The organism is Chitinibacter sp. GC72 (genome assembly GCF_009760905.1).
GTDB lineage: Bacteria > Pseudomonadota > Gammaproteobacteria > Burkholderiales > Chitinibacteraceae > Chitinibacter.
Genome location: NZ_VIRW01000004.1, coordinates 141,729 through 167,557 on the forward strand (window position 1 = coordinate 141,729; position 25,829 = coordinate 167,557).

A 25,829-nucleotide genomic window follows, 5' to 3' on the forward strand; every position below is an offset into this window, starting at 1 on the left:
CAAAGACGGCAGTTTACCATGCGCATGCACCGAGGAATAAAGCAGAGCCGAGCCAGCGCAGCCTTGCTGCTGCGTGGCCGGGGTGGGGAGGTGTTATATTGCGTCTTTCTTATCGTTGGCCGCGTCATCCTGCGGGTCGAGCGTGAAATCGAACGTGTGCTCGTCCGGGGTGTCGCTGATCGCCGCCAGATCAAGCTCTTCAACCTGAAAGCTCGGCACCGCATCGTCTTGCTCCTGGGTTTTCAGCGCCGACAAATCGGGCAGCGAATGCTCTGCGTCCAGCGAAGGCAGCTCAATCGTGTGATCTTGCCGTGCCTCTGGCTCGGGCTTGATCAGCAATGAGCCGTATTGCGGCGGAATGGCACTGGCCTGCGCCAGCGAGGCCATCATCGACAATTCGGGGCTAACTGGGACTTCCAGATCGAGTTTGAGCTCCGGCTTGGCTTCGGGTTGATCCAGCCCAAAGGCGTGGGTATAGCTGGCGGTGTGTTCAAACGTCGATTTGGGTGGCTCGCGCAAATACAGCGGGTTTTCCGGATCCAGCTTGGCGCCGATATTGCGTACCAGCTCCCAGTCGGCGGCATCGTGCTCGATCATTTTCAGATTCTGCGCCAGATGTGCGTATTCGGTTTTCATGCCTTGCTGGCGGAACAGGCGGAACAGCATCAGCCAGTTTTCAATATCCATCGGGTCTTCGTCGATGCAGTGGTACAGCACATCAATCGCTTCCAGCGTCTCGCCCCGCGCAATCAGCATTTGCGCCCGAGCCATATCATTGCCGATGCCTTCTTCAACTTCGATGCCCTGATTGCTGCCACCCAGATGCAGCATCGACATCATGGTGTTTTTGCTGAGCAAGCCCATTGCCGTGCGGGGAACGGGGTTGGGGCCAAAATGGCTGGTGTCCTGCACACTTAAATCATCTTCATGCCAGGATATATTGCGTTTGCGTCGTACCAGCAGGGCAATCGCTGCTGCGATGATGGCCAGCCCTGTAGTCCCTGCCAGCCACCAGATCCAGTCGGTGTTCTCGCTGGCTTGAGCCGGGCTGGGGGCCGCTTCCGGCTGGGCCTGAGCTTGCCTGCTGGCAGGCTGTGCGGTGCTGACCGCGCTGGTGATAGCACTGGCGATGGCGGGGGCAGCAGGCGCCGGGGCGACCATGCTGGCAGCAACATCGCTGGCGATCAGGCTGTTCATTTGCGCCAGCCGCAAATTCAGCTGGGCGATTTCCAGCTGAATTTTGGCCTGCAATTCATTCAGGTCTTTGACCTTTTGCTCCAGCTCGCGCGTGTAGTCGCTGCTGCTGGCGGCGACGGCCTTGGGTTTGGCTGGTGACAGGGCTTCGCCGTCCAGCCGTAACAGCCCTGATTCGGCTTTGGCCACCGGCGGGCGAGGTTTTTTGACCGATTTGAGCAGATCCGGAATGACGAGCTCGGTGCCTGCGGCAATCGGCGTATTGGCGTCGTAGCCGGGATTGACGCTGATCAGCTTGTTCAGGTAGCGCGGGTATTGCGGCGTGCCGCGCGGGTAGTAGCGTTTGGTCAATTCGGCCAGCGTGGTATTGCTGCGGGCGGTCAGAATTTGCGGGTCGCGGTTGGGCAAATTACTGGCGGCGCTGGTGTCGGCGCGCTTGAGTTGCGTTGGCGCCGGTGGCTCGCCAGCCGGTGCAATATTCAGAAAGGCGGTGAAATTGCGCGTCAATTGCAGGCCGCTACAGTCAATCTGAATCCCGAACGCGATCGTGGGCTCGCCAATCATTTGTTGCGAGGCGATATGGATCAGGCCACCGCGATCATTGTGGCTGTTCAGGCCAATGCTGGCGCGCTCCAGTCCGGGTAGATCGGTGCTACTGGCTGCCGTGATCTTCAGGCAGTCTGCGGTGAGCGTTTCGCCACTATGCGTCTTGTAAGGCACTGCTGCGCGAAACGGCTGCCCGACGTACGATTGCAGTTCCAGCTCGCCCAAAGTGAGGGCCTGGCTGGACATGGGCAGTAGAAAACCGATCAATGCCAGGCTGCTGGCGATCCGTGTTCGGCAAGGAAATGTGATGGAAGTCATGGCGCGCATTGTTCAATTGGCATTCAGCATGGCGTTTTATACCAGAATAAAGCCTTTATGACACATAAAACCTTATATTTGAAAGGTTTATGCAAATCTACATAATTAAATAATGAAGCTCTAATTCAATTAAGCGTGAACGCCTATTTTAAACTGAGTATTTTTTGAGTTCTGTTTACTTTAGGCTGCCATTGTTTATACGTATGGCAGGTATGTCTTTGTAGGTGTTATTTTTATTGGTCTGCAGGCATATACATGGCTTGCTGCATTTGATTTTTGCTGCGATTAGCCAATGTGCAGTTTATGCTTTTGTACTACTTGCAAAATGCTGCGTACAGCGCAGCCGATAATAAGCCAGTGGCGTACGCATGGATTGGGTTGGCCCGGCCATCGGGGTGCGATTGCTGCTGCATAAAATCAGCCAGACGCTCCCGGCCGCAATCAACCGCTCGTTAATCGCCTCGACAATCGCTTGCGGGTGATGCACCCGGCCGTGTTTGATCAGCTCGGCGCTGGTGCACTGGCGGCGCGAACACAGTAGCCGGTAGACCGCGCTTTCCGCCTCATTCAGCCCCAGTGCAGCGGCGTCAAAATCGGGTTGGATTTTAAAAGCAGGCATGAAAGTCCTTTAGCCGCGTACGCTGGCCAGTGTCAGCTTGGGGCTGGCGTGATATTGCTGCCAGCGCTTGCCCAGCCGCATGCCGGGGCGCTCGATCCAGCGATAGCTGGCCCGTGCACACCCGAGCACCAGCGCCAGTATGGCGAGTAAGAGCAGATTATTGCCCAGTACGCTGCCGGTGTGGATATAGCGCACCTTGCCCACCTGCCAGAACCATTCGGGTTGAAAATGCATCAGCAAGGTACTCAGCAGATACAGCAAGACAAAATGAATCAGGTAAATCGAAAACGACCATTCGCCCAACTGCAGGAAAGCTTTTTGCTTAAGCCAAGCGGAAATCTGCCCGCGCTCGCTGGCAAAGACCAGAATCGCCGCAGTAAAACCCCAGCTGGCCCAATACGCCTTGTGCGGATATTTCAGCGTAATCATCCAGTACAGCGCCAGCAGTGTTGCGCCTTCCAGCGCCGTCATCCAGTGCTTGCCCAGCGATAGATTGCGCCAGCGCAGGTGCAGCGAATACGCCGCTGCGCCGAGAAAAAAACAGATCAGCCCGCGCAAGCCGGGGCTGTGCGCAATTTTGGGTGCCAGCCAAGCCGTGGCTAGCGAGCCGAGCAGCACCATGCTCGCGTAGGCCCAGATACTGCGTCGCCGCGCCAGCAGCACGATCAGCCCGAAGACGACGTAAATGTAATATTCAACGCTGATGCTCCACGCCGGGCCATTGAAAGAAAACAGGCTGGCCTTGGGCCACCAGGCCTGCAGCAGCAAGGCGTTATATAACCATTGCTGCTGCAGATCATCGTGCCAGAACAAGCCGGGCAATTGCGCCAGCGGGACGTCAAATAGCAGTGGACGCAGCAGCATCAACACGCTGATCAGCAGCAGCGTGGCCAGATGCAGGGGCAGAATGCGGCAGCTGCGGCTAATCATGAAATCGCGCCAGCCCGCGCCATTCATCACTTGCTGGTGATAGCGATGCGCCAGCACAAAGCCGCTAAGGACAAAAAAGAACGCCACCAGCAAGCCGGCCGAGCGGAAAAATCGCCATTCACCCATGCTTTGCCACAGGTGCAGATGAAACAGCACCACCGAGACGGCGCACAAGCCTCGAAAGCTATCGAGGACGACAAAACGTTGGGGAGCAGCAGAACTCATGCGACGTGGGATTTAGCGCTGAAACAAAGAGCGCATTTTAGGCGCAAGCCGTCAGGAAAGGGAGAATCAATTGACTGGGCGGTCATCAAGCGCCACTAGCGGGCATGGCGGTTGGCTATCTGTAAATCTTTAAACAGCATCTTCCACTGCGCATCTTTGGGCAACTGCTTTGTCATCTCGTTCAGAAAGTCGAGCAGCGACGCTTGATTGGGGGCGATAAAAAAATGTCGCGCAACAACAGCACGCGGCGTAGGTGCGATATACAGCCAGTCATCCAGATCGCTGATCGACTGGCGATAACGTCCCAGCGAGCTGGCCGAGATAAACGTGGCATCAATGCGCCGCAGCTTGAGCTTTTTCAGATTGCTCAGCACGCTGTTGGCGTCTTCCCGCGTGATTTTCCCCGCCGCAATATCGGCCTCGAAGTCTTCCAGCTGGCGGCCCGTCACCGCGCCGACGCGCAAACCATGCAAGGACGCCGCATTTTTAAACACCACCGGCTTGCTGCGATGGCTAACCACCAGATTCACATCCTGCATATATGGCTTGGACCAGCGATACTTGCTCTGCATAGCATCATGGAAAAACACCGGATTCGCCCACACCACCACCCCGCGCCATTGCGGCTGCTGCCCGATCACCAGATCCAGCCGTTTGCGCGGCAACTGCACCGGCACAAACTGATAGCGCCCGGCCGAATGACTGCTTAGCCAGCTGGCCAGCTGCGCGGTCAGATTGCCCGGCTGATCAAGCGCAAACGGCGGCTCGTCGTAATAGGTATAAAGCGGAATCTGCTCCGCTGAGTGCACCAGCGAGAGCGCGCACAGCAGCAAACCCGGAACAAACAGCCTGATTGGCAGCAGCATCTTCAACCCCTGTGACGTGATGCACACCCTAGGTGATACACAGCCTTGCATGCACAGCAGTATAGATTGCTGCCCCTCATTCGATTGGACCATTTGCGGGCTTGAGTGCGCGCATTGGTCATACGCAGTGTGCTCAGCTCACTCCATGGGCTTTACTGCAGAGCCAGCCAGATTTCCGTCCGTAGCGCATTGGGTGGGGTATCTATGGGTAGATTAATATAATGCTCGATCAACGGAACATACCCCGGTTGCTCTCCACTGCTGGGTAGCCAGATACCATAGAGCCACTGATACGCCTGCTCCAGCTCGCTATACGGGCCAAGATGCTCGATGATGGCGTATCGCCCCGGCGGGATGGCAAAGGCTTCGACGCCATCGGGTAGCGCTTCGCCTGTGCGCACCGTCAGCGCCGCCGCCGAGCGCAGCTCGCTGGGCGCGACCGATTGCGGGTCATCAAAATACAGCCCGAACCAGCCCAGTGGCAACGCTACTGGTAGCGTGGTTTTAGTCAGTTGCAGCTTGGCAAAGGCCTCGCCAATCTGGATATACGGCCCCTGATGGTGGCAAATGCCCAACGGCAGCGGCTGATCCTGTGTGTGAATGCGAACCTGATACATTGTGCTCTCCTGTTGATGATGACGATGGAGCATCAGTAAGCGTTCACGCCGATACGCGCCGGGCGTTTGCCCGTAGCTGGCCGCAAAGGCGCGGACAAACGCCGCACTGCTACCGTAACCCGTTTGCTGCGCCAGTCGGCTCAGCGGCAGCTCGCCCGGTTTGCCCAAGGCACGCGCGGCGTGTAGCAAACGCAAGCGCTGCTGCGTCATACCGAGGCTTTCACCCATCATTTCGCGGTAAATGCGGTGAAAATGATAGGGCGAAAAATGCGCTGCCTCGGCCAGCTGATCCAGCGAATAGGTTTGCTGCGGGTGCTGCCAGATCAGTCCCAGCACGCGCTGCAGGCGGCGGGAATAATCGTGCAGGGTGGCGGTTTTCTTCATGATGTCTCCATGCCGGACAGCATAGTGAGAGCGAATTGATGATTGTTGCGCATTTTACGGTGCGGCCAGCCCGGGTGGCGACACCAAGATTGACTTTGTTAGTAATTCTCATTTAATTTGTTGTTTTAATTTCCGCCGGTATCCCTCGCCATGCTCACCCTCAACGTTTTTGGCCACGCCTTTGGCCTGCCCGATCTGAGCCCCTTTGTGACCAAAACGTTGCTACTGCTGAAAATGAGTGGCCTGCCTTTTGAAACCCGCCGTCAGGGCATGAAAGGCGCACCCAAAGGCAAGCTGCCCTGGCTGCAGGATGGCGAGCAGCGGATTGCCGACTCCAGCTTTATCCGCCTGCACTTGGAGCAACAGCACGGCTGCGATTTTTCTGGCGGCTACTCGGCCGAGCAATTGGCGCTGGGCTGGGCGGTAGAAAAAATGCTTGAAGATCATCTGTACTGGCTGGGTGTTCACGCCCGCTGGGCCGTTGATCACAATTTCAATTCGGCCACGCGGCGGATATTTGACGGTATGCCGTGGCCTATCCGCCCACTGGCGCGCATGCTGGTGCGCAAGAAAATGCTCGCCGCGCTGAACGCGCAGGGCATGGGGCGACATAGCGACGCTGAACGTGCAGAGCTGGCGCAGCGGGGTTTGGCTGCGCTGGCCACGCTGCTGGGCAATAAACCGTTTCTGCTGGGTGACAAGCCGTGCGGCTTTGACGCCAGCGCCTACGCCTTTGTCAGCACCGCGCTATGCCCGGCCTTTGACTCAACGCTGCGAGCTGCCGCCGAAAGCCACGACACGCTTAAAGCCTATGTGTACCGCATGAATATGCTGTACTTTCCCCATGCCGACAGCCTGCCTGCCTAGGCTTTCTTACATCGCCCCGCGTGCGCGGCCTACAGTACGCGGAAAATTTCCCAGCGTGGGGTACCCGAGACAATGTGTGGCTCCAGTGCTTTGCCCCAGGCCTGATGTGCGGCAATCTGGCCCAACTTGTCCCATGCCGCATTGAGCTCGGCCAGATCGGCCACCTGCAGCTCGGAGACCAGCAAGGATTCATTGGCGCCCACCGAGCCACAGAGCAGGCGTACCTTGTCTGGCGTCCAGCCAATCTGGCTGCCAATCTCGCGCAACCACTGCTGCATCAGCCCCACCGCCTCGGCTTTATGCCCGAAACGCACATCAATACTCCAGCGAGCGATCATCATGATTTTCTCCTTAAGCCATGTGGCACCGCGCCACAGCGGCTTTAACGCTAGACCCGCAGCCAGCCACAAACCAGAGCCGACAGCGCGATGGGCAGTTAAACGGCAATCGCAATATACCCATGCCATGTATAAGCCCACAACTAATGATTAGTCATACTTAAATGACAATACCCATTGCCTTCTAAAAAGTGAGTGCAGGCTGATTGGCGTTTGTTGATGTTTGGCCTGCAATTGCAGGCGCGCAAGCGACTTGATGATGAAGCTGCCTCGCCCCCGAGCCAGCTCGCGGAATCTGGCTACGGGCGACGTTAATCTGTCGATATATAACGACATGCCAACACATAAAGTCAGCTTTGTTTGCGCTGGCCCGACAGCGTGGGCAAGATGGCCGCTCTTTAGCCTGCGCTCTTGTGCTAGGGGCGGTACAGATGGTGTATAGCAATGGGCCGGATTGGGCAGCCAACGAGCGCGTGGCTCTTTCACTCAAATGCAGATTGGACGGTGTATGAATTTAAAAAAATCAGTTTTGCTGGCCGCAGCAGCGTTGGCGCTGACTGCGTGTGGCAAGGTCAGTAGCGATGCCAAAAATAATCTGGCCGAAATTACCCAGGGCCTGAATCACGACTTGGCGGCGTCGCGCTGCGTGAGCGCGTATGCGGAATACCCGCTCACGCAGCTGGCAGATAGTCGTTCGAGCTGTATGCAGTGCGGTCAGCATCAGGAAATGGGGCTGATTGTGAAAAAACCGACCATTAGCCCATCGGGCGAGCAAGCGTATGAATTTGTCCTCACCAGCAAAGGGCAGGCGCTATATCAGGAAAACCCTGAGGGCGCCAAAGGCCTGTCAGGGCAGTTTTGCATGGCCAAAGAACTCAAGCTCAAAGACATTGTGGCGGCACAATCGTCAATGCGGCTGAACGAGCAAACGCTGATTGGCGTGCAATACACCGTCGAGCAAGTGGAGCCCTATCCGGAAGCGGCCGATCTGGTGGGGAAAGATCAGCTATTTATGGCCACGATGGATGGCGCGCAAAAGCCCAAAATTCTAACCACCACGGTGAAGCTGATATCCGGCAAATATCTGGAGCAAGATCCGAGCTTTCGCTACGGCGACTGGATTAACCTACCCTGATCTGCTGCGCATGCGCGCTCGGAATGCCTCTTTAGGCCTGCGTTCACCCCGTAGCTCCCGCCTGTATGCCTGCCCAGTTTGCGCTGGCGCAAACTATTTGGCCTGATTGGTGCAAGCCCTAATTCTTACAAACTCAGCGGCATGGTCTGATACGCCCATCAATGCGCGCCAGCCTGATTGGGCATGGCAAGCAGTCAATGGAGGTGGGCAGATGTTCAAGGTGATGATAGATAAGCTGCTGCAGGGCAATATTGTGCTGCAGATCGTATTCGGGATGCTGGCCGGGATTGCGCTGGCAGTGTTCTTTCCGGCGGCGGGGCAGCAAGCAGCGCTGCTGGGGTCGATTTTTGTTAGCGGGCTTAAGGCGGTTGCGCCGGTGCTGGTTTTCCTGCTGGTGATGCACGCCATTGCGGGCAAAAAACAGGGCGCGCAAACGCAGATGCGGGGCGTGATTGTGCTGTATTTGCTCGGTACCTTGAGCGCAGCGCTGATCGGCGTGATGGCCAGCTTTATGTTTCCGTCAACGCTCACGCTGGTGGCGCCAGCCAGTGGCACCACGCCGCCGGGCGGGATTGGCGAAGTATTGCGCACGCTGCTGTTCCAGATTTTTGATAACCCGGTCAAGGCGCTCTCCAGCGGCAATTACATCGGCATTCTGGCTTGGGCCGTGGCGCTGGGTCTGGCTTTGCAGCGCGCCAGCGCCAGCACCAAACAGGTGCTGGATGATCTGGCGGGCGCGGTGAGTAAAGTGGTGCAAATGGTGATCCGCTTTGCGCCGTTTGGCGTGTTTGGTCTGGTGGCCGAAGCCGTGGCCACCACCGGGCTGTCATCGCTGCTGGGCTACTCGCACCTGCTGCTGGTGCTGGTGGGCGCGATGGTATTGATGGCGCTGGTGGTGAACCCACTGATCGTCTTTCTGGTGACGCGCCGCAACCCTTACCCGCTGGTGCTGATGTGTTTGCGCGAAAGCGCGCTGACCGCCTTTTTTACCCGCAGCTCGGCGGCCAATATTCCGGTGAATCTGGCCTTGTGCCAAAAGCTGGGGCTGGATGAAGACACATATTCGGTCTCGATCCCGCTGGGTGCCACCATCAATATGGCCGGTGCGGCCATTACCATCACCGTGCTGACTCTGGCTGCGGTGCATACCCTGGGTATCCAGGTCGATCTGCCAACCGCCTTGCTGCTGAGCGTGATTTCGGCCATCGGCGCGTGCGGCGCATCAGGCGTGGCCGGAGGCTCGCTGCTGCTGATCCCGCTGGCGTGCAGCCTGTTTGGCATGAATGCCGATCTGGCCATGCAGGTGGTGGCCGTTGGCTTTATCATCGGCGTGGTGCAAGATTCAGCCGAAACTGCTCTCAATAGCTCCACCGACGTGGTATTCACCGCTGCCGCATGCATGGCCGTCGAAAGCGCCAGCGAAGCACGCAGCGAATTGGCCAGCGAACGCGCCTAAAACCCGCCGCCGTATCGGCAAGCCACAGCCTCGCGAATGCGGGGCTTTTTTGCGTGTGTTGCATCAGTCTGCCATCAGATGCGGCAATGTGTGTATGGGGTGTTGATTTCCCCCATCTTTCTTAATGGCATAACTCTCTACACCAGTTTTTCGCCGTAGTCATTGATCAACCCGATCGGCAGGTCTTGAGCGTATTACCGCAAAGCTAGGGGTATAGCCACCAATGTCAGCTTTATCAATACTTCTGTGGCAACACCAAGGCAGGTATATGGCTAAATGCCAGTGCAGAAGCCGAGCTTTGATTCTGGGCGGCCGCTGGTGCTGCTGTTGTAAACATGTCAAGCCTGCGCAGAAATCCCAACGTCAAACTTGCCGCCTGGGTAATTGGCTGCCAATGTGGGATGCAATATGCCATATGCATATTGATTCGTGATTCAATCTTAATCAGGAGCCATTGATGCCATTTCCCGCCAATAAAACCTACGGCATTTTGCAACTGCAAGTCACCGATGTGGAAGGCACGCACACTTCGTCCTACTCGGGGCTATCGCACTTCAACCTGCTCGGCAGCGACGGCCAGAAAAATTATCAGATCAACATCGACTCGCAAAGCAGCAGCAATCCGAATGTGGTGTTGTCCAACGCCAGCATCGCCAGCAGTGATATGCAAAACATTCTGACCGCCGCAGGCGGCAGCAACCCCGGTTTTCAGGCCCTGAGCAGCCAGCCAGGCACCGGCGCGCTTGATCTGCTGCGCCAAAGCCTGTTTGCCCCCATCGTGACCGCCTGGCAAAGCAGCACAGCCAGCTCGGCCGACCAGATCGGCAGCCAGCTATCGGCCGCACTCAGCGTAGGCGCCTCACTCGTGGTGTTTGGCACTTACTACGATGACAACGACAACAGCAATGAATCACGCTATGGCCGCGAACGCGCGCAAACCAACAGCCAATTGCCCCCGCGCGGCATGGACGACGTGCATCTGAATCAAGGCACGCCAGATAGCCAGGAGCAATGCCGCGACAACGGCATCTATCAGGACGGTGCGCTGTTTATTCTGAACAGCGACGGCAGCGCCAACGCTTTCTTCTTTATGTTTGACGGCCAATGTCTGCAAACCGATAGCAACGGCAATTGCGTCAACGGCGTGTGCAGCACGCAGCAAAGCGAAACCGCAGCCACACCAGCCTAAGCCCAGCCAGGGGTTGGCCTAGCCCAACCCCTGTGCAGCACACCCACAGCTCATCCTGCCAAACGTCTGTATGGGTATATCCGGCAAAGTCAATCTATACCTAATCTTCATGGCAATACCATCAAGGGTATCAGGCTTGATCCCTGAGCGGGGTTTGAATTCTCAGGCGCATACATACGCCGCGCAACGGCAATACGCCATATCATCAGCCCGCCCAATCCGCCGGATAAACACCCTGCGCCAGCAGACGGTGAAAAATCAAATACGGCCAACGTAGCCAGCTTTAGCAGCTGCGACAGCCAGGCCACGACCCGCCTCCAGCAGTGCCAGCTGCAATCTGCTTCACAGAGCACCGCGCCGATTACAAAAACTTACCGTCGCCACTCTGCTCGCCCACCATACTGAGCGACAACACTCAGGCCGAGCCTGATCAAAGATAAGGGGGCAAGATGGAAGGTATTGGCGGTGTACTACTAGGCACCTTGATTTACGGCACGGCCAAAGTGCTGGGCTATCGCTGGTGGTGTGGCGTGGGGCTGACGTGGCTGCGGCCCGAGCTCAGCGCCGACGCCATACGCCAGCGCAGCCTTCAACTCGGCATTATCCGGCTGCTGATCGGCTTTGGCGTTGGCATCCCGATGGCGGCCTTGCATGCCATGGTGCTCGAGCTCACCGGCGTGCAGGCGCTAGCCTATTTGCTGGTGTATGTGCCGATCCGCTGGTTTGAATGGGGCCTGATTGTGCCAATGATGCCCGCCGGCAAACTCAGCTGGAGCCAGCTCTGGCGCGGCCAGCATCGCACCGAGCGGCTATGGCGGCTCTACGGCATTGCCGTATCGTGCGCGCTGGATGTGGTGTTTCTGCTGGGTGTACTCAATGGCATACGGGGCATGGGGCGGATATTTTGCTAAGGCTTGGGTGCGGGCGGAGGCGGAATAATCCATAGGTATGCCTTCGCAAGCTTTACTAGCAATAGGCTTTGGCAATATACCAACCTAGGTATATATGACACTGTGTAGCTAGCCTGCTGCGCAGGTGGTAAACCGGCGGTTTCGCCCGCCGGACGAGTTAGGGGTTGGTCTTGCCCAACCCCTAACAACCCCTGCGCGCCCGATCGACGCGAAACCCCGCTTGAAAAAGCCACGGCGAGGCGCCGCTTCAACTCGCCACGCGCTAACGTCGCGTGGCTCAAACAAATCGCGGCTTAAAACCTCGCCATGACTTTTTAAAGCGGCGCGTCTCCACGGGCAATCCGTGCTAACTACGGCAGGGGTATATCTACTAAAGCCAATCAAATAATAATCTTCAAAACAACACCGTGGCGGGTATATGCCGCAATCGTTGAACTGCACGGTTTCCCCTGTCATCAAGCCGAGCGAGGCATGCCGTAGCTTGGCAACTTGTTGCCTTAGCGCAGGCTGTGCCCTTGGGGTAAACAAGCGGCAAGGGAATTCGGCGGGCTCTGTTTTGTTAAAGCCCGCCGCCTTGCCGATTGTCCGCAGCGAGGGCATTTTGCGCAGCAAAACTTGATGAGGGGTCGCCTTTGGGGTGAAGGGGTATTTGGCGAAGCAAATACCCCTTCCCGTCTGCGCGGCGGCACGCGCACCCAAACCCCGCGGCGCACAGCCGCCCATCCCGCTCAAACACAAACCTACCGCACGCCATACCGTGGCCTACCGCCAGATCCGCATTTGATCAACAAAGCTAACATTTTTCCAACAATTAGCTGACGTTGATTTTTCAATTAGATAAGATGTTGCAAACCGATGAACGGCATACATCAGATCAAAGCGATGTTGCCACATGCACATGATTTTTCACAAAATAGGTTAATTCATGAAAATCAATGAATATTTAGAAACGCTTAGAAGTGGAGCAAACTCAATTTTTGAGGAAACGCTGGAAGATGCAAGGCTTGGAAAATGCCATCATTACATTGCTTGCATTCATGAGTTCTCACAATTAATTAAAGATGAATCTGAAAGAAAAATAATATCAAATGTTTGCAATCAATTAGAATCAGCTATTTTATGCGCGACTTTTGGAATGTATCGTCAAGCTTTATCTTCGTTAAGGCTAGCTTTCGAAATGGGTTTAGGATGCATATACTTCTCGATCTATAAAATGGAACTAAATGAATGGCTAAACGGAAAATGCGACATTAAGTGGTCAGCAATAGCTGACGAGGATAATGGAATCCTATCTAAAAGGTTTGCAAAAGCATTTGCGCCCGAATTAACAGAATCGATATCTGAAATAAGAGAAAATACAAAAAGGAACTATCGATTATTATCTGAATTTGTTCATGGGAATAGTGAAACATGGAGTATACATGGAGCGCAGCTCAAGTATAACAATATCTTGCTAGATCAATTTATAAAAGCACATGGCGATGTGTTCGAAAATATAATTTCACTAATGTGTTGCAGATACTATCACGGATTTTCGCAACACGAACGAGATTCACTTGATTTTATTCGAGAAGAACTAGGGTATAACATCGGAATTTCTAAACTACTGGATAAGAAAAATGAACAATGAAAATCGTTTTTATTTAAGGACTGAAAGCATTAAACCAGAAGAAATTCTGCAACTTTCGGTCATGAATAGCACTGACGAACAAATTGTAAAATCGTTAAAATTAGCTGACCCGTGTTTATTAGAGGGGTCGCGAGGAACTGGCAAATCATTTCTAATGAAGATTGCTGAACTTCAAATTGAAGTTGAAAACAAAGAGTATCTACCTGTTTTTGTTTCTTTCAACATAAGCTCACTAATTACAACCAATGACCCATTGCAATTTTATCATTGGATGCTCGCAAAGACACTAAAAGCACTTACTAATAAATTAAGAAAAAATGGATTAGTCGTTTCAACATATACAGCAAATTTACTAAGCAACGATGAAAGTAGTAACAATGATGGAGTAGAGAAAAACCTACGGAAGATTGTGACTCAATTTGAAGAGTCATATAAAGATCAAGGAAATATAAATTTAGCAGCACTTCCAGATATTGAAGATGTAAAAGATGCAATAGAACACATTTGCAAAGAAAACAAATTGCAAAGGATATACTTTTTCTTCGACGAAGCGGCCCATGTATTTAGGCCTGAACAGCAACGTCAGTTTTTTAGTCTATTCAAAGATCTTCGATCGCCATATATTACATGCAATGCTGCAATTTATCCGGGCGTCACTTATTTCGGGGATTCCTTTGAGCCAACCCATGATTGCATTTACAGAAAGATAGACAGAAACATTAAAGACTCAAATTACCTGTCATATTTTAAAGAAATTGTCGACAAACAAGCAGATCCCCAACTTAAAAATGCCATAGATTCAAATCTTGAAATATTTAACACCCTTGCATTTTCTTGTGGAGGCAACCCAAGAATTTTGCTAAAGACGATTCAAGAAATGGAAAGGTTCAACACTTCTTCGATAAATAAGCTAATTAAGGATTTCTACCGAGGTCAAATCTGGTCTGAACATACAGAGCTCGGTGATAAATATAAAGGCCACAAAAAGCTAATCGATTGGGGAAGGGATTTCCTTGAGAAGCAGGTCATACCTGCAATTGAGCGCCTAAACTCAAACCGTAAAGAAAAAGAGCAGAATGAATCAAGCATCTACTTCTGGATTCATAAAGACGCACCTGAATCGGTTAAAGAATCTTTAAGGCTACTAACATATACTGGAATTGTGAAGAAAGTAGACTCAAGTATTAGAGCCACCAGATCAGAATTGGGTGTAAGATATGAGGTGAAATATGGATGCATTATTGCACTTGAAAGTAATCCACATACTGAATCAATCGATTTCTATAAGTCATTGTCGCTAAAGAAATTCCCAGAGTTTGGAAGAACACATGCAGCCTATGATGATATCAAGGATATTAGCACCAAAGTAATTAATGAAATCAGCTATAAAGAATCTTTAAATTCTATGCTGAGTAAATCGATTGATGTATTAGAAATGCTTACTGACTGGCAAAAGAGTTCTCTAAAAAAAGCAGGAATTCTCACAATCGAGGACCTTCATTCAAATACTGAAGAATCTTTAATTCAAAAAATATATAACGTAGGCACAGTAAGAGCTCGATTAATGAAAAATGCTGCTACGGCAGAATTACTCGAATACTTATCAGGCTAGTTCAACACGTTTGATGTAAAAAGCCTCGCACATGCGAGGCTTTCTTATGGGTATTGCTTGCTAGCAATTCACCAGCAAGAGCTTAAGCCACATACCCCACTACATCACCAAATCCCGCTCAGCTTGCGCCAAACTCACCCCACGCCGCTTCGCATAATCCTCCACTTGATCCAGCGTCACTTTCCCCACGCCAAAATAGCGTGATTCTGGGTGGCTGAAATAGAAGCCGGATACGGCGGCGGTTAGCAGCATCGCGTAGCCGCAGGTCAGGCATGCCGATGTTCGGTGCGTTCAGCACTTGGAATAGATCGCCTTTCGGCGTTTGGATTGGGCAAACCAGCGTCAAACCAAACCCATTTTGGGTTTGATCATGCCCAATCTGGGCATGCTGTGACTGGATGATGGATAGGGTGCTTGACGGTTAAATCGAGCTTAGCCGTTGGTTTTGCTGGCAGGTTTGGGCTTGCCGACGACCAGTTTGGTGCCGGTTTGCTCGGCCAGCTTGCGGGCGGCTTCGGAAGCGCGTTTCATCGCTTCACGCGCGCCTAGCAAGTCGGGATAGCGGCGGTGTAAATCCGATTCGGGTTTCATCAGTTTTCTCCTTCCTCGATCAATTCGTACGTACCGTTTGTATTGTCAAACCAAGCCCAAGTATTCACCAGCGCTTTGTAGTGCTGATCGAAATTGCGCCGCCCAGCGGCAAAGCGGCGGCGGATAACGTCTTCGGGGATATTGTGCCCACCTTGCTTGACGCGCTGTGCGACTCGTTCAATCGCTAGCTCTGGCGTCGCCAGCGACAGAAAAAACAGCTCAACAATATAGCCCTGCTGCCGCCATTGCGGTATTTGCCGCGCATAGCTCAAACCCGACAGCGTCGTTTCAATCGCAAAGCTATTGTTTTTGGCGAGCTGCAGCGCGATTTGTTCCAGCATTAATCGCCCCGCCTGAATCGCTGCCAGCTCGGGCGCGAAAGGCGACAGGCCAGCGGCGATTAGGTCGGCGTTGATAAAAGTTGGACACGCCGCTTCGTTGGGCAAAAACTCGCGGGCAAAAGTGGTCTTTCCCGCGCCATTCGGCCCGGCGATGATCAGGATTTTTTGCCCGCTGCTTGTCATGCAACGTATCCAAGATTAGGGGCTAGGTCGCGCTCGGCCTGAGCCAGACTCACCCCACGCCGCTGCGCGTAATCTTCGACCTGATCCAGCGTCACTTTCCCCACGCCAAAATAGCGTGATTCTGGGTGGCTGAAGTAGAAGCCGCTGACCGCTGCGGTTGGCAGCATGGCGTAGCCTTCGGTCAGCGTCATGCCGATGTTCGGTGCGTTCAGCACTTTGAATAAATCGACTTTTGGCGTGTGGTCCGGGCAGGCTGGGTAGCCGGGGGCTGGGCGGATGCCGACGTATTTCTCGTCGACCAATTCGTCGTTGCTCAGCGATTCGCCCGCAGCGTAGCCCCACAGCTCGGTGCGTACGCGGTGGTGCATGTGCTCGGCGAAGGCTTCGGCGAATCGGTCGGCGAGTGATTTGAGCAAGATCGCGCTGTAGTCGTCGTTGGCGTCTTCAAACGCTTTGACTGGCGCGTCGATGCCGATGCCACCGGTAACGGCAAAGGCGCCGATATAGTCTTTAATGCCGGTTTCTTTGGGCGCGATAAAGTCGGCCAAGCACCAGTTCGGTTTCACTTCGCCGGTTTTCGGTTTTGGTAGCTGCTGGCGCAGATTGTGCCATGTCATCGCTACCGCGCCGGTGGCCGGATCGTACAGCTCGATGTCGTCGTGATTGACGCTATTGGCCGGGAAAAAGCCGATCACGCCGGCGGCGGCGATCCATTTCTCATCGACGATTTTGCGCAACATCGCTTGCGCGTCGGCGTACAGATGGCGGGCGGCTTCGCCGACCACTTCGTCTTGCAAGATCGCGGGGTAGCGACCATACAACTCCCAGCTTTGGAAGAACGGCGTCCAGTCGATAAATGGCTCTATGTCTTCCAGCTTATAGTCGGTATATTCACGCACGCCAAGGAAGGCGGGTGCTGGCGGCGTATACGTCGCCCAATCGGGCGCAAATTTATTGGCGCGGGCTTCTGCAAGGCTGATCAATTTAGTGCGATCTTTGCTCTCGAAAATCTCGCGCGCTTTGGCGTATTCGGCTTTCACCTCGGCGACAAACGCCGGTTTCAAATCGTCCGACAGCAGATTCGAGCACACGCCGACGGCGCGGCTGGCGTCCGCCACGTAAATCACTTGGTCGTTCTGATAATGCGGCTCGATTTTCACCGCGGTGTGTACTTTCGATGTGGTTGCGCCGCCGATCAAGAGTGGAATATCAAAACCTTGGCGCTGCATTTCTTTGGCGACGTGGCTCATTTCTTCCAGACTTGGCGTGATCAGGCCGGACAGGCCGATAATGTCGGCGTTGATTTCGCGCGCGGTATCGAGGATTTTTTGCGCTGGCACCATCACACCCAGATCAGTCACCTGATAGTTATTACAGCGCAGCACCACGCCGACGATGTTTTTGCCGATGTCGTGCACATCGCCTTTCACGGTGGCCATCACAATCACGCCTTTGGCGGGCTCGTCTTGCAGCCCCATCGCGATTTTTTCGGCCTCGATAAAGGGCTCCAGATGCGCCACGGCGGCTTTCATCACGCGCGCGGCTTTTACCACCTGTGGCAGGAACATTTTACCGGCGCCAAACAAATCGCCGACCACGTTCATGCCGTTCATCAAATGGCCTTCGATCACATGAATCGGGCGTTCAACGCTGGTACGCGCTTCTTCGGTGTCTGCAACGATGTAGGTGGTGATGCCTTTGACCAGCGAGTGCGTAATGCGCTCTTGCAGCGGCAGCTCGCGCCAAGCGAGGTCTTCGCCCTTGGCGACGTTGGCGTCGCCTTTGAATGATTCGGCTAGCGTGATCAGCGCCTCGGTGGCGGCCAGCGCATCGTCGGTTTTCATCAGCACCACCGATTCAATCGCATCGCGCAGCACCACCGGCACGTCGTCGTAGTTTTCCAGTGCGCCAGCGTTGACGATACCCATCGTCATGCCCTGCTTGATCGCGTGGTACAGGAACACGGCGTGGATCGCCTCGCGCACCTTATTATTGCCACGGAAACTAAACGACACATTCGATACACCGCCGCTCACTTTGGCGTGCGGCAGGTTTTTGGTAATCCAGCCGGTGGCTTCGATAAAGTCGAGGCCGTAGCGGGCGTGCTCGTCGATACCGGTGGCCACGGCAAAAATATTCGGGTCGAAAATAATATCGGCTGGGTTAAAGCCGATTTCATCCACGAGGATGCGGTAGGATTTTTCGCAAATCTCGACTTTACGCGCATAGGTGTCGGCCTGACCGACTTCGTCGAACGCCATCACAATCACGGCGGCGCCGTACATTTTTAGCAAGCGGGCGTGGTGTTTGAATTGCTCTACGCCCTCTTTCATCGAGATCGAGTTAACAATACATTTGCCCTGCACGCATTTCAGGCCGGCCTCGATCACTTCCCATTTGGATGAGTCGATCATGATCGGCACGCGGCTGATATCGGGCTCGGCGGCGATCAGGTTGAGGAAGGTAGTCATCGCCTTGGTGGCGTCGAGCATGCCTTCGTCCATATTGATGTCGATCACTTGCGCGCCGTTCACCACCTGCTGGCGCGCCACGTCGAGCGCGGCGCTGTAGTCGCCCGCCAGAATCAGACGCGCAAAGGCTTTCGAGCCGGTGACGTTGGTTCGCTCGCCGACGTTCACAAACAGGTCGTTGTCGCCGATGTTGAATGGCTCCAGGCCAGACAGGCGACATTTGGCTTCGATTTTCGGCAATTTGCGCGTGGGCAAATCTTTGACTGCGGCGTACATCGCGGCGATATGCGCTGGCGTAGTACCGCAGCAGCCGCCCAGGATATTGATCAAACCCGACTCGACCCATTCACGCACTTGCGGTGCCATGTCTTCGGGTAGCAAATCGTAGCCGGTTGGTGCCAGCGGATTAGGCAGACCAGCGTTGGCGTGCACCGACACATAGCAGTCGGAAATGCGGCTCATCTCTTCGACGTAGGGGCGCAGCAGATCAGGGCCAAGCGCACAGTTGAGGCCAAACGAAATCGGGTCAGCGTGGCGCAGCGAGTTGTAGAAGGCTTCGGTGGTCTGGCCGGTGAGCGTACGGCCAGATTGATCGGTAATCGTGCCGGAGATCATGATCGGCAATTCTTCCTGATCAGGATGCTCGGCAAAATAGCGTTTGATTGCGAATACCGCAGCTTTGGCGTTCAGCGTATCGAAAATCGTCTCAACCAGCAGAATATCGGCGCCGCCTTTCACGAGGCCGTCGATCGATTCGAGGTAAGCGGTGACGAGTTCATCAAACGTCACATTGCGATAGCCCGGATCGTTCACATCGGGCGAAATCGACGCGGTGCGGCTGGTGGGGCCCAACACCCCAGCGCAGAAACGTGGTTTGCTCGGGTCTTTCGCCGTTTGCGCGACGCACAGGTCTTTCACCAGCTTGGCGGCGGCGAAATTGAGCTCCCACACCAGCTCTTGCATTTCGTAATCGGCCATTGCTGGCGCGGTGCCGTTAAAGCTGTTGGTCTCGATAATGTCGGCGCCAGCGTCGAGGTATTGCTGGTGGATTTCGGCAATGATCTGCGGCTGGGTGAGTACCAGCAAATCATTATTGCCTTTGACATCGGTATGCCAATCGGCAAAGCGCTCGCCGCGGTATTGCGCCTCGGTCAGCTTGTATTGCTGAATCATCGTGCCCATGCCGCCATCCAGAATCAGGACGCGTTGTTCAAGCAGGCTTTTAAGCAGGTTTTGGCGGGTCATGGCGGTTCCAGTCAGATTCTTGATAAGTCGATACTGCAAAACCGCACATTTTAGCATGCAAATCAACTCAATCGACGCGTGGAACTCGCGCACCCAGCCTGGCCGCTTCTTGCGCTATATCAGAGTTGTATTAAATTTTGATGAACTTAATTACCACTTCGTATTCAATCTGCATATACTGCGAAACCCATGCCGCAGTTGAGAATTGATCTCATCTAATGCAAAAAGAAATACGTAAGGATATTGCAATGCTCTCCCGTTTCAGCACCCGCAGCAAATTGTTTTTCCTCAGCGGTACTCTACTGGTTTTGATGGTTTTACAGGTCATGTTTACGCTCTTTGAGCTCAATATTGCCGGTGAAAAAGCCGATGCTCTAATCACAGATCGCTATCCAAAAATCGAACATCAAAATCAAATCATCGCCAATACGCTTGATATTGGCATGCTGCTGCGCGAAGCGATTATGGATAACGATGTTGCAACTATTGAGGCGAGCTTGAGTAAAGTAACGCAGCTACGTGCAGACAGCTCGGCACGCCTCAAATACCTGCATGAACATGCAACCAGTGCTGAAAGTAAACAAATCTTGGCTGACATCGAAACCACGCGCAGCGTGATTAGTGCGCAGTATGATCAAATGTTTGTGTTGATCCGAGCCAATCAAGATGCCGAAGCGATCGAGTTTATCCAGACGCAATACGATCCCGCTTATCGGGCATTTCAGCGGGCCGTAGAAACCATGGTGGCCTCGCAAAAGAAAAAAATGGAAAGCCTAGCTGCCGAAACCCATGAAAGCTTTAATCAGGTTCAAATGCTGATGGTTCTGAGCGCTGGCATCGCGCTCATTCTGGGCTTAACGGCTGCGGTCGTTATCGCCAATTCGATCACTCGCCCGCTCAATCGCGCCCTCGGTGAAGCCGAACGAATTGCCGATGGCGATTTGCGCACATTTACAGGCGAAACATTTACGGGAACAGACGAGCCAAGCCGCTTACTCAAAGCCCTGGTATTGATGCGCGGTAATCTGCACGAAATGGCTAAGTTGATTCAGCAAAATGCACAACAAGTCGGCCGTGCAGCGCATAGCTTGGCCGATTCGGCCAAAGTGGTGGCCAGCAGCGCGCAAAATCAATCGGCCGCGACCAGTGGCGCCGCAGCGACACTCGAAGAGCTAACTGTCAGCATCCATCATGTGGCTGATAATGCCGAAGACGCCGCAGCACAAGCACAAACCGCCGGTCAAACCGCGCAATTGGGTGGCACCTTTGTGGTGAGTTCATCCAACCAGATGAATGCAGTCGGTCAGCACGTGAGTGAGTCGGCCAACCAAATGGGTAACCTTGAGCGCGACGTGGGGGAGATCGGCAAAATGGCGACGATGATTCGCGATGTGGCTGATCAAACTAATCTGCTGGCCCTCAATGCCGCGATTGAAGCAGCACGGGCTGGTGAAACCGGCCGTGGCTTTGCCGTGGTCGCCGATGAAGTGCGCAAGCTGGCCGAGCGCACCACCAAATCAGCGCACGAAATCAGCGAAATGATTACTCGCATTCAAAATGGCAGCGCCACCGTCAACCAATATATGGGGCAAAGCGTGCAAAGCGTGCAGGACGCAACGAATAGCTCGGAATCAGCTGCGCTCGCCATGCAGGAAATCGAGGGCAATGCCGCCGCTGTGGTATCGTCAGTTAAGCAGATCAGCCATTCGTTGAATGAACAAAAGCTGGCCGGACAAGATCTAGCAGTACGAATGGAGCAAGTGGCGCAGATGGCCGAAGAGAATGGCGATACGGTGCTACAACTGGCCAGTACCGCCGATCAACTCAGTAGTCTGGCCGCGCAACTGCAAAGCGCAGTGAATCGCTTCAAAATTTAAGTCAATTCAATAATAAGTAGCTCATGCGTGTGTTATCAGCGCATGCCGAGCGCATGTCGGTTCAACTGCTGGCTTTAGGGGCTGTTGAGGTTTGGTTTGCACGTCGCGAAAACAAATCGTCAACAGACCCTAGGATCAAACCCGGTACAGCGAGACCGACTGATCCAGCTCCCGGCCCAGCTCGCCCAGCCTTACGCTTTCTCTGGCGGTGCTGGCGGCGGCCGAGCTGCTTTCTTCGGACATTTGCGCCACGCGTTCGACCTGCTGCGCCATCACCAGGCTGGCGGCGCTTTGCTCGCGCATCGCCACTGAAATCTCGCTCACTTGCTGTACCACCAGATCGGCGCTGTGGCGGATATTGGCAATGGCCACGCTGGCCTCGTGCGCGCGGTGCACGCCTTCATCCACCTGCTCTACCGTGTGCTGCATGGTGTTGACCGTGCTATTGGCTTCGTTCTGGATCGCGGTGACGGTGCTGATGATTTCCTGCGTTGAATTGGCGGTGCGCTCGGCCAGCTTGCGCACTTCGTCGGCCACCACGGCAAAGCCGCGCCCCAGATCGCCTGCGCGCGCGGCCTCAATCGCGGCATTGAGCGCCAGCAGATTGGTCTGGTCGGCGATGTCCTTGATCACATTCACAATCGTGCTGATATTGGCCGTGCGCTGCTTGAGCGAGTCGATCTGAGCGGCCGAAGTGCGCACCTGATCGGCAATCTGGTTGATGCTGCTGATGGTGTTTTCAATCACCTGCCCGCCAGTGGCGGCCAGCTGACCGGCTTCTCTGGCGGTGTGGTCGCATTGCTGCGCACGGTCGGCCACATGGCCGATGCTGACAGTCACCTGCTCAATCCCGGCGGCCATCGCGGACGCCGATTCGCTGACGCCGCTGGACGATTGCGACATGGTCTGGCTGGTGCCAGAGAGGCCATTCACCGAGCCTGTCACCTCGTGGCCGACGCGGTTCAGCTTGCGCAGGCTGGCTTGCAGCGTGTCGAGCAGATTGTTCAGCGCTTGCAGCGACAGGCTGATTTCATCGTTACCGCGCGCTGGCAGGCGGCGGGTGAAATCGTTATCCCGCGCCAGCTGCTGTAAAAATTGCTGCAATGTATTTAAGGGGAGGGTCACGCTGCGCCCGATTAGCCAGCCTGTAACGCCCAGCGCAATCAGCAAAATCAGCCCGGAGATCACGCTGGCATTGATGGTTGATGCTATGTCGTCGGTGATTTTTTCGCCCGCCTGAGTCGAGGTCTGGCTCTTCTGTTGTTCGACATGATCCATCGCCGCGTACACTTTGGCCGCCTGCGGGGCACATTTGTCGCGGATCAGTTGATTGGCCAGCGCGGTATCTCCAGCGTTGGAGGCCTGCAAAACCAGAGCAGCCAGTGGCCGCCAGGCTTCAATTTCCTGCCGCAATGCGCCGACCATGACCTTGCCCTGGCTGGTGAGTGCGGCGGTTTCAAATTTGGCCAGGCTTTCGTCCATAGTGCCGACATAGCGGCGAAAATCGGCCTCAACCTGCTGTTTGGCCGCCGGATCAGTTTGCACAATGTGAAACAGCACGGCATAGCGCGCCTGCGCAAAGCTGCGCTGAATGTCGCTCATTTCAATCAGACCGGGGACCAGTTTTTCGGTAATTCCCAGCGCGTCTTCTTTCACGTGCTGCGTTTTGTAAAAGCTGATGCCAGCCAGTAGCACAATGGCTAAGGCGGCCAATAACAATAGCGCGGATATTTTGTGTGCGATTTTCATACGGTTCCCGTGGTCGGTAAACCAGGCTTGCCCAGAGCGGGGGGCCTGTGATTATTCTGGGTGATTCTGAATTTCGAAGTAAGCTTTTGGTTTGTTAGAGGTAGTCCACTCCGATTACAGGCAATTTAAGCTAGGCAGGCGAAGTGATGATAGTGATTATTTGATCTAGATCAGCTCGGTTGCAAATAAAGCCGGGCGATGCCGGTGCAGGTGGGGGAAACCGAGGCAAGGTGCGCTGCCAGAACGGCAGATAAGGGCAGATGCCAGAAATAGGGTATATGGGTATTGCCATGTAGCCATTGTTGATGCATGGCTACATGGCGATACCATTGGGTGAAATGCTTAGATCATTTCCACGGCTTGAATGGCCGTCAGGGCGATGGTGAAGACAATGTCGTCCACCAGTGCGCCGCGCGACAAATCATTCACCGGCTTACGCAAGCCCTGTAGCATCGGGCCGACCGAGACCACATTGGCGCTGCGTTGCACGGCCTTGTAAGTGGTATTGCCGGTATTCAGATCGGGGAAGACAAACACTGTGGCCTGCCCGGCAACCTGACTGCCCGGCGCTTTTTGCTGGCCTACCTCGAACACCGACGCCGCGTCGTATTGCAGCGGGCCGTCGATGGTGAGCTGTGGATTGCGTGCTTTGGCGATTTCGGTGGCGGTGCGCACTTTATCGACATCGGCACCGGTGCCCGATTGACCAGTGGAGTAGCTGATCATGGCCACTTTCGGGTCAATGCCAAACGCTTTGGCCGAATACGCGCTTTGCGCGGCAATTTCGGCCAGCTGCTCGGCGCTCGGATTCGGGTTAACAGCGCAATCGCCGTACACCAGCACCTGCTCGGGCATCAGCATAAAGAAGACCGACGAGACAATCGAGCTGCCCGGTGCGGTTTTGATCAGCTGCAAGGCCGGACGGATGGTGTTGGCCGTGGTGTGGATGGCGCCGGAAACCAGGCCGTCCACTTCGTCAATCGCCAGCATCATGGTGCCGAGAACGACGTTGTCTTCCAGCTGGCGCAGCGCCTGGATTTCGGTCAGGCCTTTGGATTTGCGCAATTCAACCATCGGTGCCACGTAGCGGGCGCGGATTTCTTCCGGGTCCAGAATCTGCAAGGTCGGCGGAATCGTCACGCCCTGCGTGGCGGCGACAGCTTCAATCGTCGCGCGATTACCAAGCAGGATACATTGCGCAATGCCTTTTTCTTCGCAGACAATCGCTGCGCAAATGGTGCGCGGCTCTTCGCCTTCGGGCAGCACAATGCGTTTGTTGGCCGCGCGTGCTTTCTGGATCAGCTGGTAGCGGAAAGCAGGCGGGCTCAGGTGGTGTACGCCCTTGGTATTGACGCCCACCATCAGGCCTTCGACATCCAGTTGCTCGGCCACGGCGTTGATCACGCGCGTCATGCGGTCTTTATCGTCGGCAGGAACGGCCGTGGGCACCTGGCTGATGGCCAGCGCCGTACCAAAGCTATCGCCGTCGGTGCGCAGCACCGGAATGCCCGAATGAAACGCCATTTGCGTGAAATCACGCACGGTTTCGTTCAGATGCGTGCTGTGCGTGAGCACCAGCCCGGCCAGTTGCACGCCATTGCTGGCCGCCAGCGCGGTGGCCAGAATCACGTCGTCTCGATCGCCCGAGCTGACAATCAGCGCGCCCGGCTGCAGGCGGCGAATCACTTCGGGTACCGCGCGCGCCGCGACGACGGTTTCGGTGACGCGGCGTTTGGTCAGCTCGCCTTTCACGACGATTTCGGCGTCCAGATGTAGCGCCACATCGAGCGTGCGCGGTGCCAGCAGGTGCGGATCAAACTCGATGACGCCCCAGATCGGCAAATCGCCAATCGCGGCTTTCATTGCGTCGCTATCAAAATTAACCGGCGCTTTATTGAAAATCACCCCACCCACCTGCACGCCTTCATTGCGGAACTGGCGCTCGGCCACTTTGACTTCTTCGGCCACATTGCCCGCGCTGGCATCGGTGACCAAGATCACCGTGGCTTGCAGGCCCAGCGCCATTTGCGTGTTGAGCTGGGTGGTAAACGGATTGGCCGGATCGGGGTGCAGGCCTTCGACCACCAGCACGTCGGCGCCAGCGGCAGCGCTCATGCTCATGGTGACGATTTCTTCGAGCAGATCGTCGGTTTCATCAATGGACACCTGCTCGATGGCGTATTGGGCTGGCAGTGCATCGGGCACATCCAGCTGGCAGATCCGGCGCGCAAAATGGCTGGAGCGCTCGATTTCGCTGGCGGTCTGGTCCTGAGCCACCGGTTTTACAAACCCTACTTTCAAGCTTTGGTTTTGCAGGCAGCGCACCACGCCCAATGTCACCGAGGTCAGGCCCACATTGTGGCGGGTTGGCGCAATAAAAAAGGTTTGCATGATTGGGTTCCACTTACGTTAAGCAATACAGCCGCCACTATAAACAATCCTCGTGCAGCGCAGCATGACATAGCTCTAAAAAGTAGGCCGAATGGAAATATTGCCATGACATTTTTTCATTTTGTACCAGACACATTCGGCAGG

General features: G+C 54.8%; 20 protein-coding genes. 8 read left to right on the forward strand and 12 right to left on the reverse strand.

Features of this window, described 5'->3' with window-relative positions; genetic code table 11:
* Positions 1-93 precede the first annotated feature (93 nt).
* The 5 genes from FLS37_RS05570 to FLS37_RS05590 all read right to left on the reverse strand — a co-directional run bounded on the left by FLS37_RS05570 (position 94) and on the right by FLS37_RS05590 (position 5,699).
* Positions 94-2,058, reverse strand: a complete 1,965-nt coding sequence (locus FLS37_RS05570) for a FimV family protein (RefSeq protein WP_157314965.1) — start codon at positions 2,056-2,058, stop codon at positions 94-96.
* A 301-nt stretch (positions 2,059-2,359) separates the two neighbouring features.
* Positions 2,360-2,677: a hypothetical protein gene (locus FLS37_RS05575; RefSeq protein WP_157314966.1), complete on the reverse strand. Its 318-nt coding sequence runs from the start codon at positions 2,675-2,677 to the stop codon at positions 2,360-2,362.
* 9 nt (positions 2,678-2,686) lie between these two features.
* A complete protein-coding gene (locus tag FLS37_RS05580; RefSeq protein ID WP_157314967.1) occupies positions 2,687-3,832 on the reverse strand; it encodes an acyltransferase in 1,146 nt (381 codons plus the stop codon).
* 95 nt (positions 3,833-3,927) lie between these two features.
* Entirely contained in the window at positions 3,928-4,698 is a 771-nt protein-coding gene (locus FLS37_RS05585) for an ABC transporter substrate-binding protein (protein WP_157314968.1), read from the reverse strand.
* 152 nt (positions 4,699-4,850) lie between these two features.
* Complete coding sequence (locus FLS37_RS05590; protein WP_157314969.1) at positions 4,851-5,699, reverse strand: GyrI-like domain-containing protein; 849 nt, start codon at positions 5,697-5,699, stop codon at positions 4,851-4,853.
* Between the two features lie 150 nt (positions 5,700-5,849).
* Here FLS37_RS05590 and FLS37_RS05595 point away from each other — a divergent pair, with 150 nt between their 5' ends.
* Positions 5,850-6,566 carry a glutathione S-transferase family protein gene (locus FLS37_RS05595; RefSeq protein WP_157314970.1) on the forward strand — a complete coding sequence of 239 codons (717 nt, stop codon included), beginning with the start codon at positions 5,850-5,852 and terminating at the stop codon, positions 6,564-6,566.
* Positions 6,567-6,595: 29 nt separating this feature from the next.
* On the opposite strand, the gene FLS37_RS05600 is transcribed toward FLS37_RS05595, so the two are convergent.
* Complete coding sequence (locus FLS37_RS05600; RefSeq protein WP_157314971.1) at positions 6,596-6,907, reverse strand: hypothetical protein; 312 nt, start codon at positions 6,905-6,907, stop codon at positions 6,596-6,598.
* Positions 6,908-7,412: 505 nt separating this feature from the next.
* Here FLS37_RS05600 and FLS37_RS05605 point away from each other — a divergent pair.
* The 6 genes from FLS37_RS05605 (at position 7,413) to FLS37_RS05630 (ending at position 14,837) form a co-directional block, all read left to right on the forward strand.
* Positions 7,413-8,039 (forward strand): hypothetical protein, encoded by a 627-nt coding sequence (locus tag FLS37_RS05605; protein ID WP_157314972.1) that lies wholly within the window; start codon positions 7,413-7,415, stop codon positions 8,037-8,039.
* A 211-nt stretch (positions 8,040-8,250) separates the two neighbouring features.
* Entirely contained in the window at positions 8,251-9,495 is a 1,245-nt protein-coding gene (gene sstT / locus FLS37_RS05610; RefSeq protein WP_157314973.1) for a serine/threonine transporter SstT, read from the forward strand.
* Between the two features lie 457 nt (positions 9,496-9,952).
* Positions 9,953-10,684, forward strand: coding sequence for a DUF2278 family protein (locus tag FLS37_RS05615; protein ID WP_157314974.1), 732 nt, complete (start codon positions 9,953-9,955; stop codon positions 10,682-10,684).
* Between the two features lie 449 nt (positions 10,685-11,133).
* Positions 11,134-11,595, forward strand: a complete 462-nt coding sequence (locus FLS37_RS05620; protein ID WP_157314975.1) for a hypothetical protein — start codon at positions 11,134-11,136, stop codon at positions 11,593-11,595.
* Between the two features lie 925 nt (positions 11,596-12,520).
* A complete protein-coding gene (locus FLS37_RS05625; protein ID WP_157314976.1) occupies positions 12,521-13,225 on the forward strand; it encodes a hypothetical protein in 705 nt (234 codons plus the stop codon).
* On the forward strand, positions 13,215-14,837 hold the full coding sequence (locus FLS37_RS05630) for a hypothetical protein (RefSeq protein ID WP_198314499.1): 1,623 nt from the start codon (positions 13,215-13,217) through the stop codon (positions 14,835-14,837). The genes FLS37_RS05625 and FLS37_RS05630 overlap by 11 nt, the downstream gene beginning before the upstream one ends.
* Before the next feature lie 99 nt (positions 14,838-14,936).
* Here the strand turns inward: FLS37_RS05630 and FLS37_RS05635 are convergent, their stop codons facing one another.
* The 4 genes from FLS37_RS05635 to metH form a co-directional block, all read right to left on the reverse strand.
* Positions 14,937-15,089: a vitamin B12 dependent-methionine synthase activation domain-containing protein gene (locus FLS37_RS05635; RefSeq protein WP_157314977.1), complete on the reverse strand. Its 153-nt coding sequence runs from the start codon at positions 15,087-15,089 to the stop codon at positions 14,937-14,939.
* A 180-nt stretch (positions 15,090-15,269) separates the two neighbouring features.
* On the reverse strand, positions 15,270-15,428 hold the full coding sequence (locus FLS37_RS16745) for a hypothetical protein (RefSeq protein WP_198314500.1): 159 nt from the start codon (positions 15,426-15,428) through the stop codon (positions 15,270-15,272).
* A complete protein-coding gene (locus tag FLS37_RS05640) occupies positions 15,428-15,952 on the reverse strand; it encodes a zeta toxin family protein (protein ID WP_157314978.1) in 525 nt (174 codons plus the stop codon). Before FLS37_RS05640 ends, FLS37_RS16745 begins: the two co-directional genes overlap by 1 nt.
* Positions 15,949-19,668 carry a methionine synthase gene (gene metH / locus FLS37_RS05645; protein WP_157314979.1) on the reverse strand — a complete coding sequence of 1,240 codons (3,720 nt, stop codon included), beginning with the start codon at positions 19,666-19,668 and terminating at the stop codon, positions 15,949-15,951. The genes FLS37_RS05640 and metH overlap by 4 nt, the downstream gene beginning before the upstream one ends.
* A gap of 248 nt (positions 19,669-19,916) precedes the next feature.
* On the opposite strand from metH, the gene FLS37_RS05650 reads away from it, so the two are divergent.
* The gene (locus tag FLS37_RS05650) at positions 19,917-21,545 is read left to right on the forward strand and encodes a methyl-accepting chemotaxis protein (RefSeq protein ID WP_198314501.1); all 1,629 of its coding nucleotides are present in this window, start codon (positions 19,917-19,919) and stop codon (positions 21,543-21,545) included.
* Between the two features lie 135 nt (positions 21,546-21,680).
* On the opposite strand, the gene FLS37_RS05655 is transcribed toward FLS37_RS05650, so the two are convergent.
* Positions 21,681-23,294, reverse strand: coding sequence for a methyl-accepting chemotaxis protein (locus FLS37_RS05655; RefSeq protein WP_157314981.1), 1,614 nt, complete (start codon positions 23,292-23,294; stop codon positions 21,681-21,683).
* Positions 23,295-23,636: 342 nt separating this feature from the next.
* Positions 23,637-25,685, reverse strand: coding sequence for a phosphate acetyltransferase (gene pta / locus FLS37_RS05660; RefSeq protein WP_157314982.1), 2,049 nt, complete (start codon positions 25,683-25,685; stop codon positions 23,637-23,639).
* Positions 25,686-25,829 lie beyond the last annotated feature (144 nt).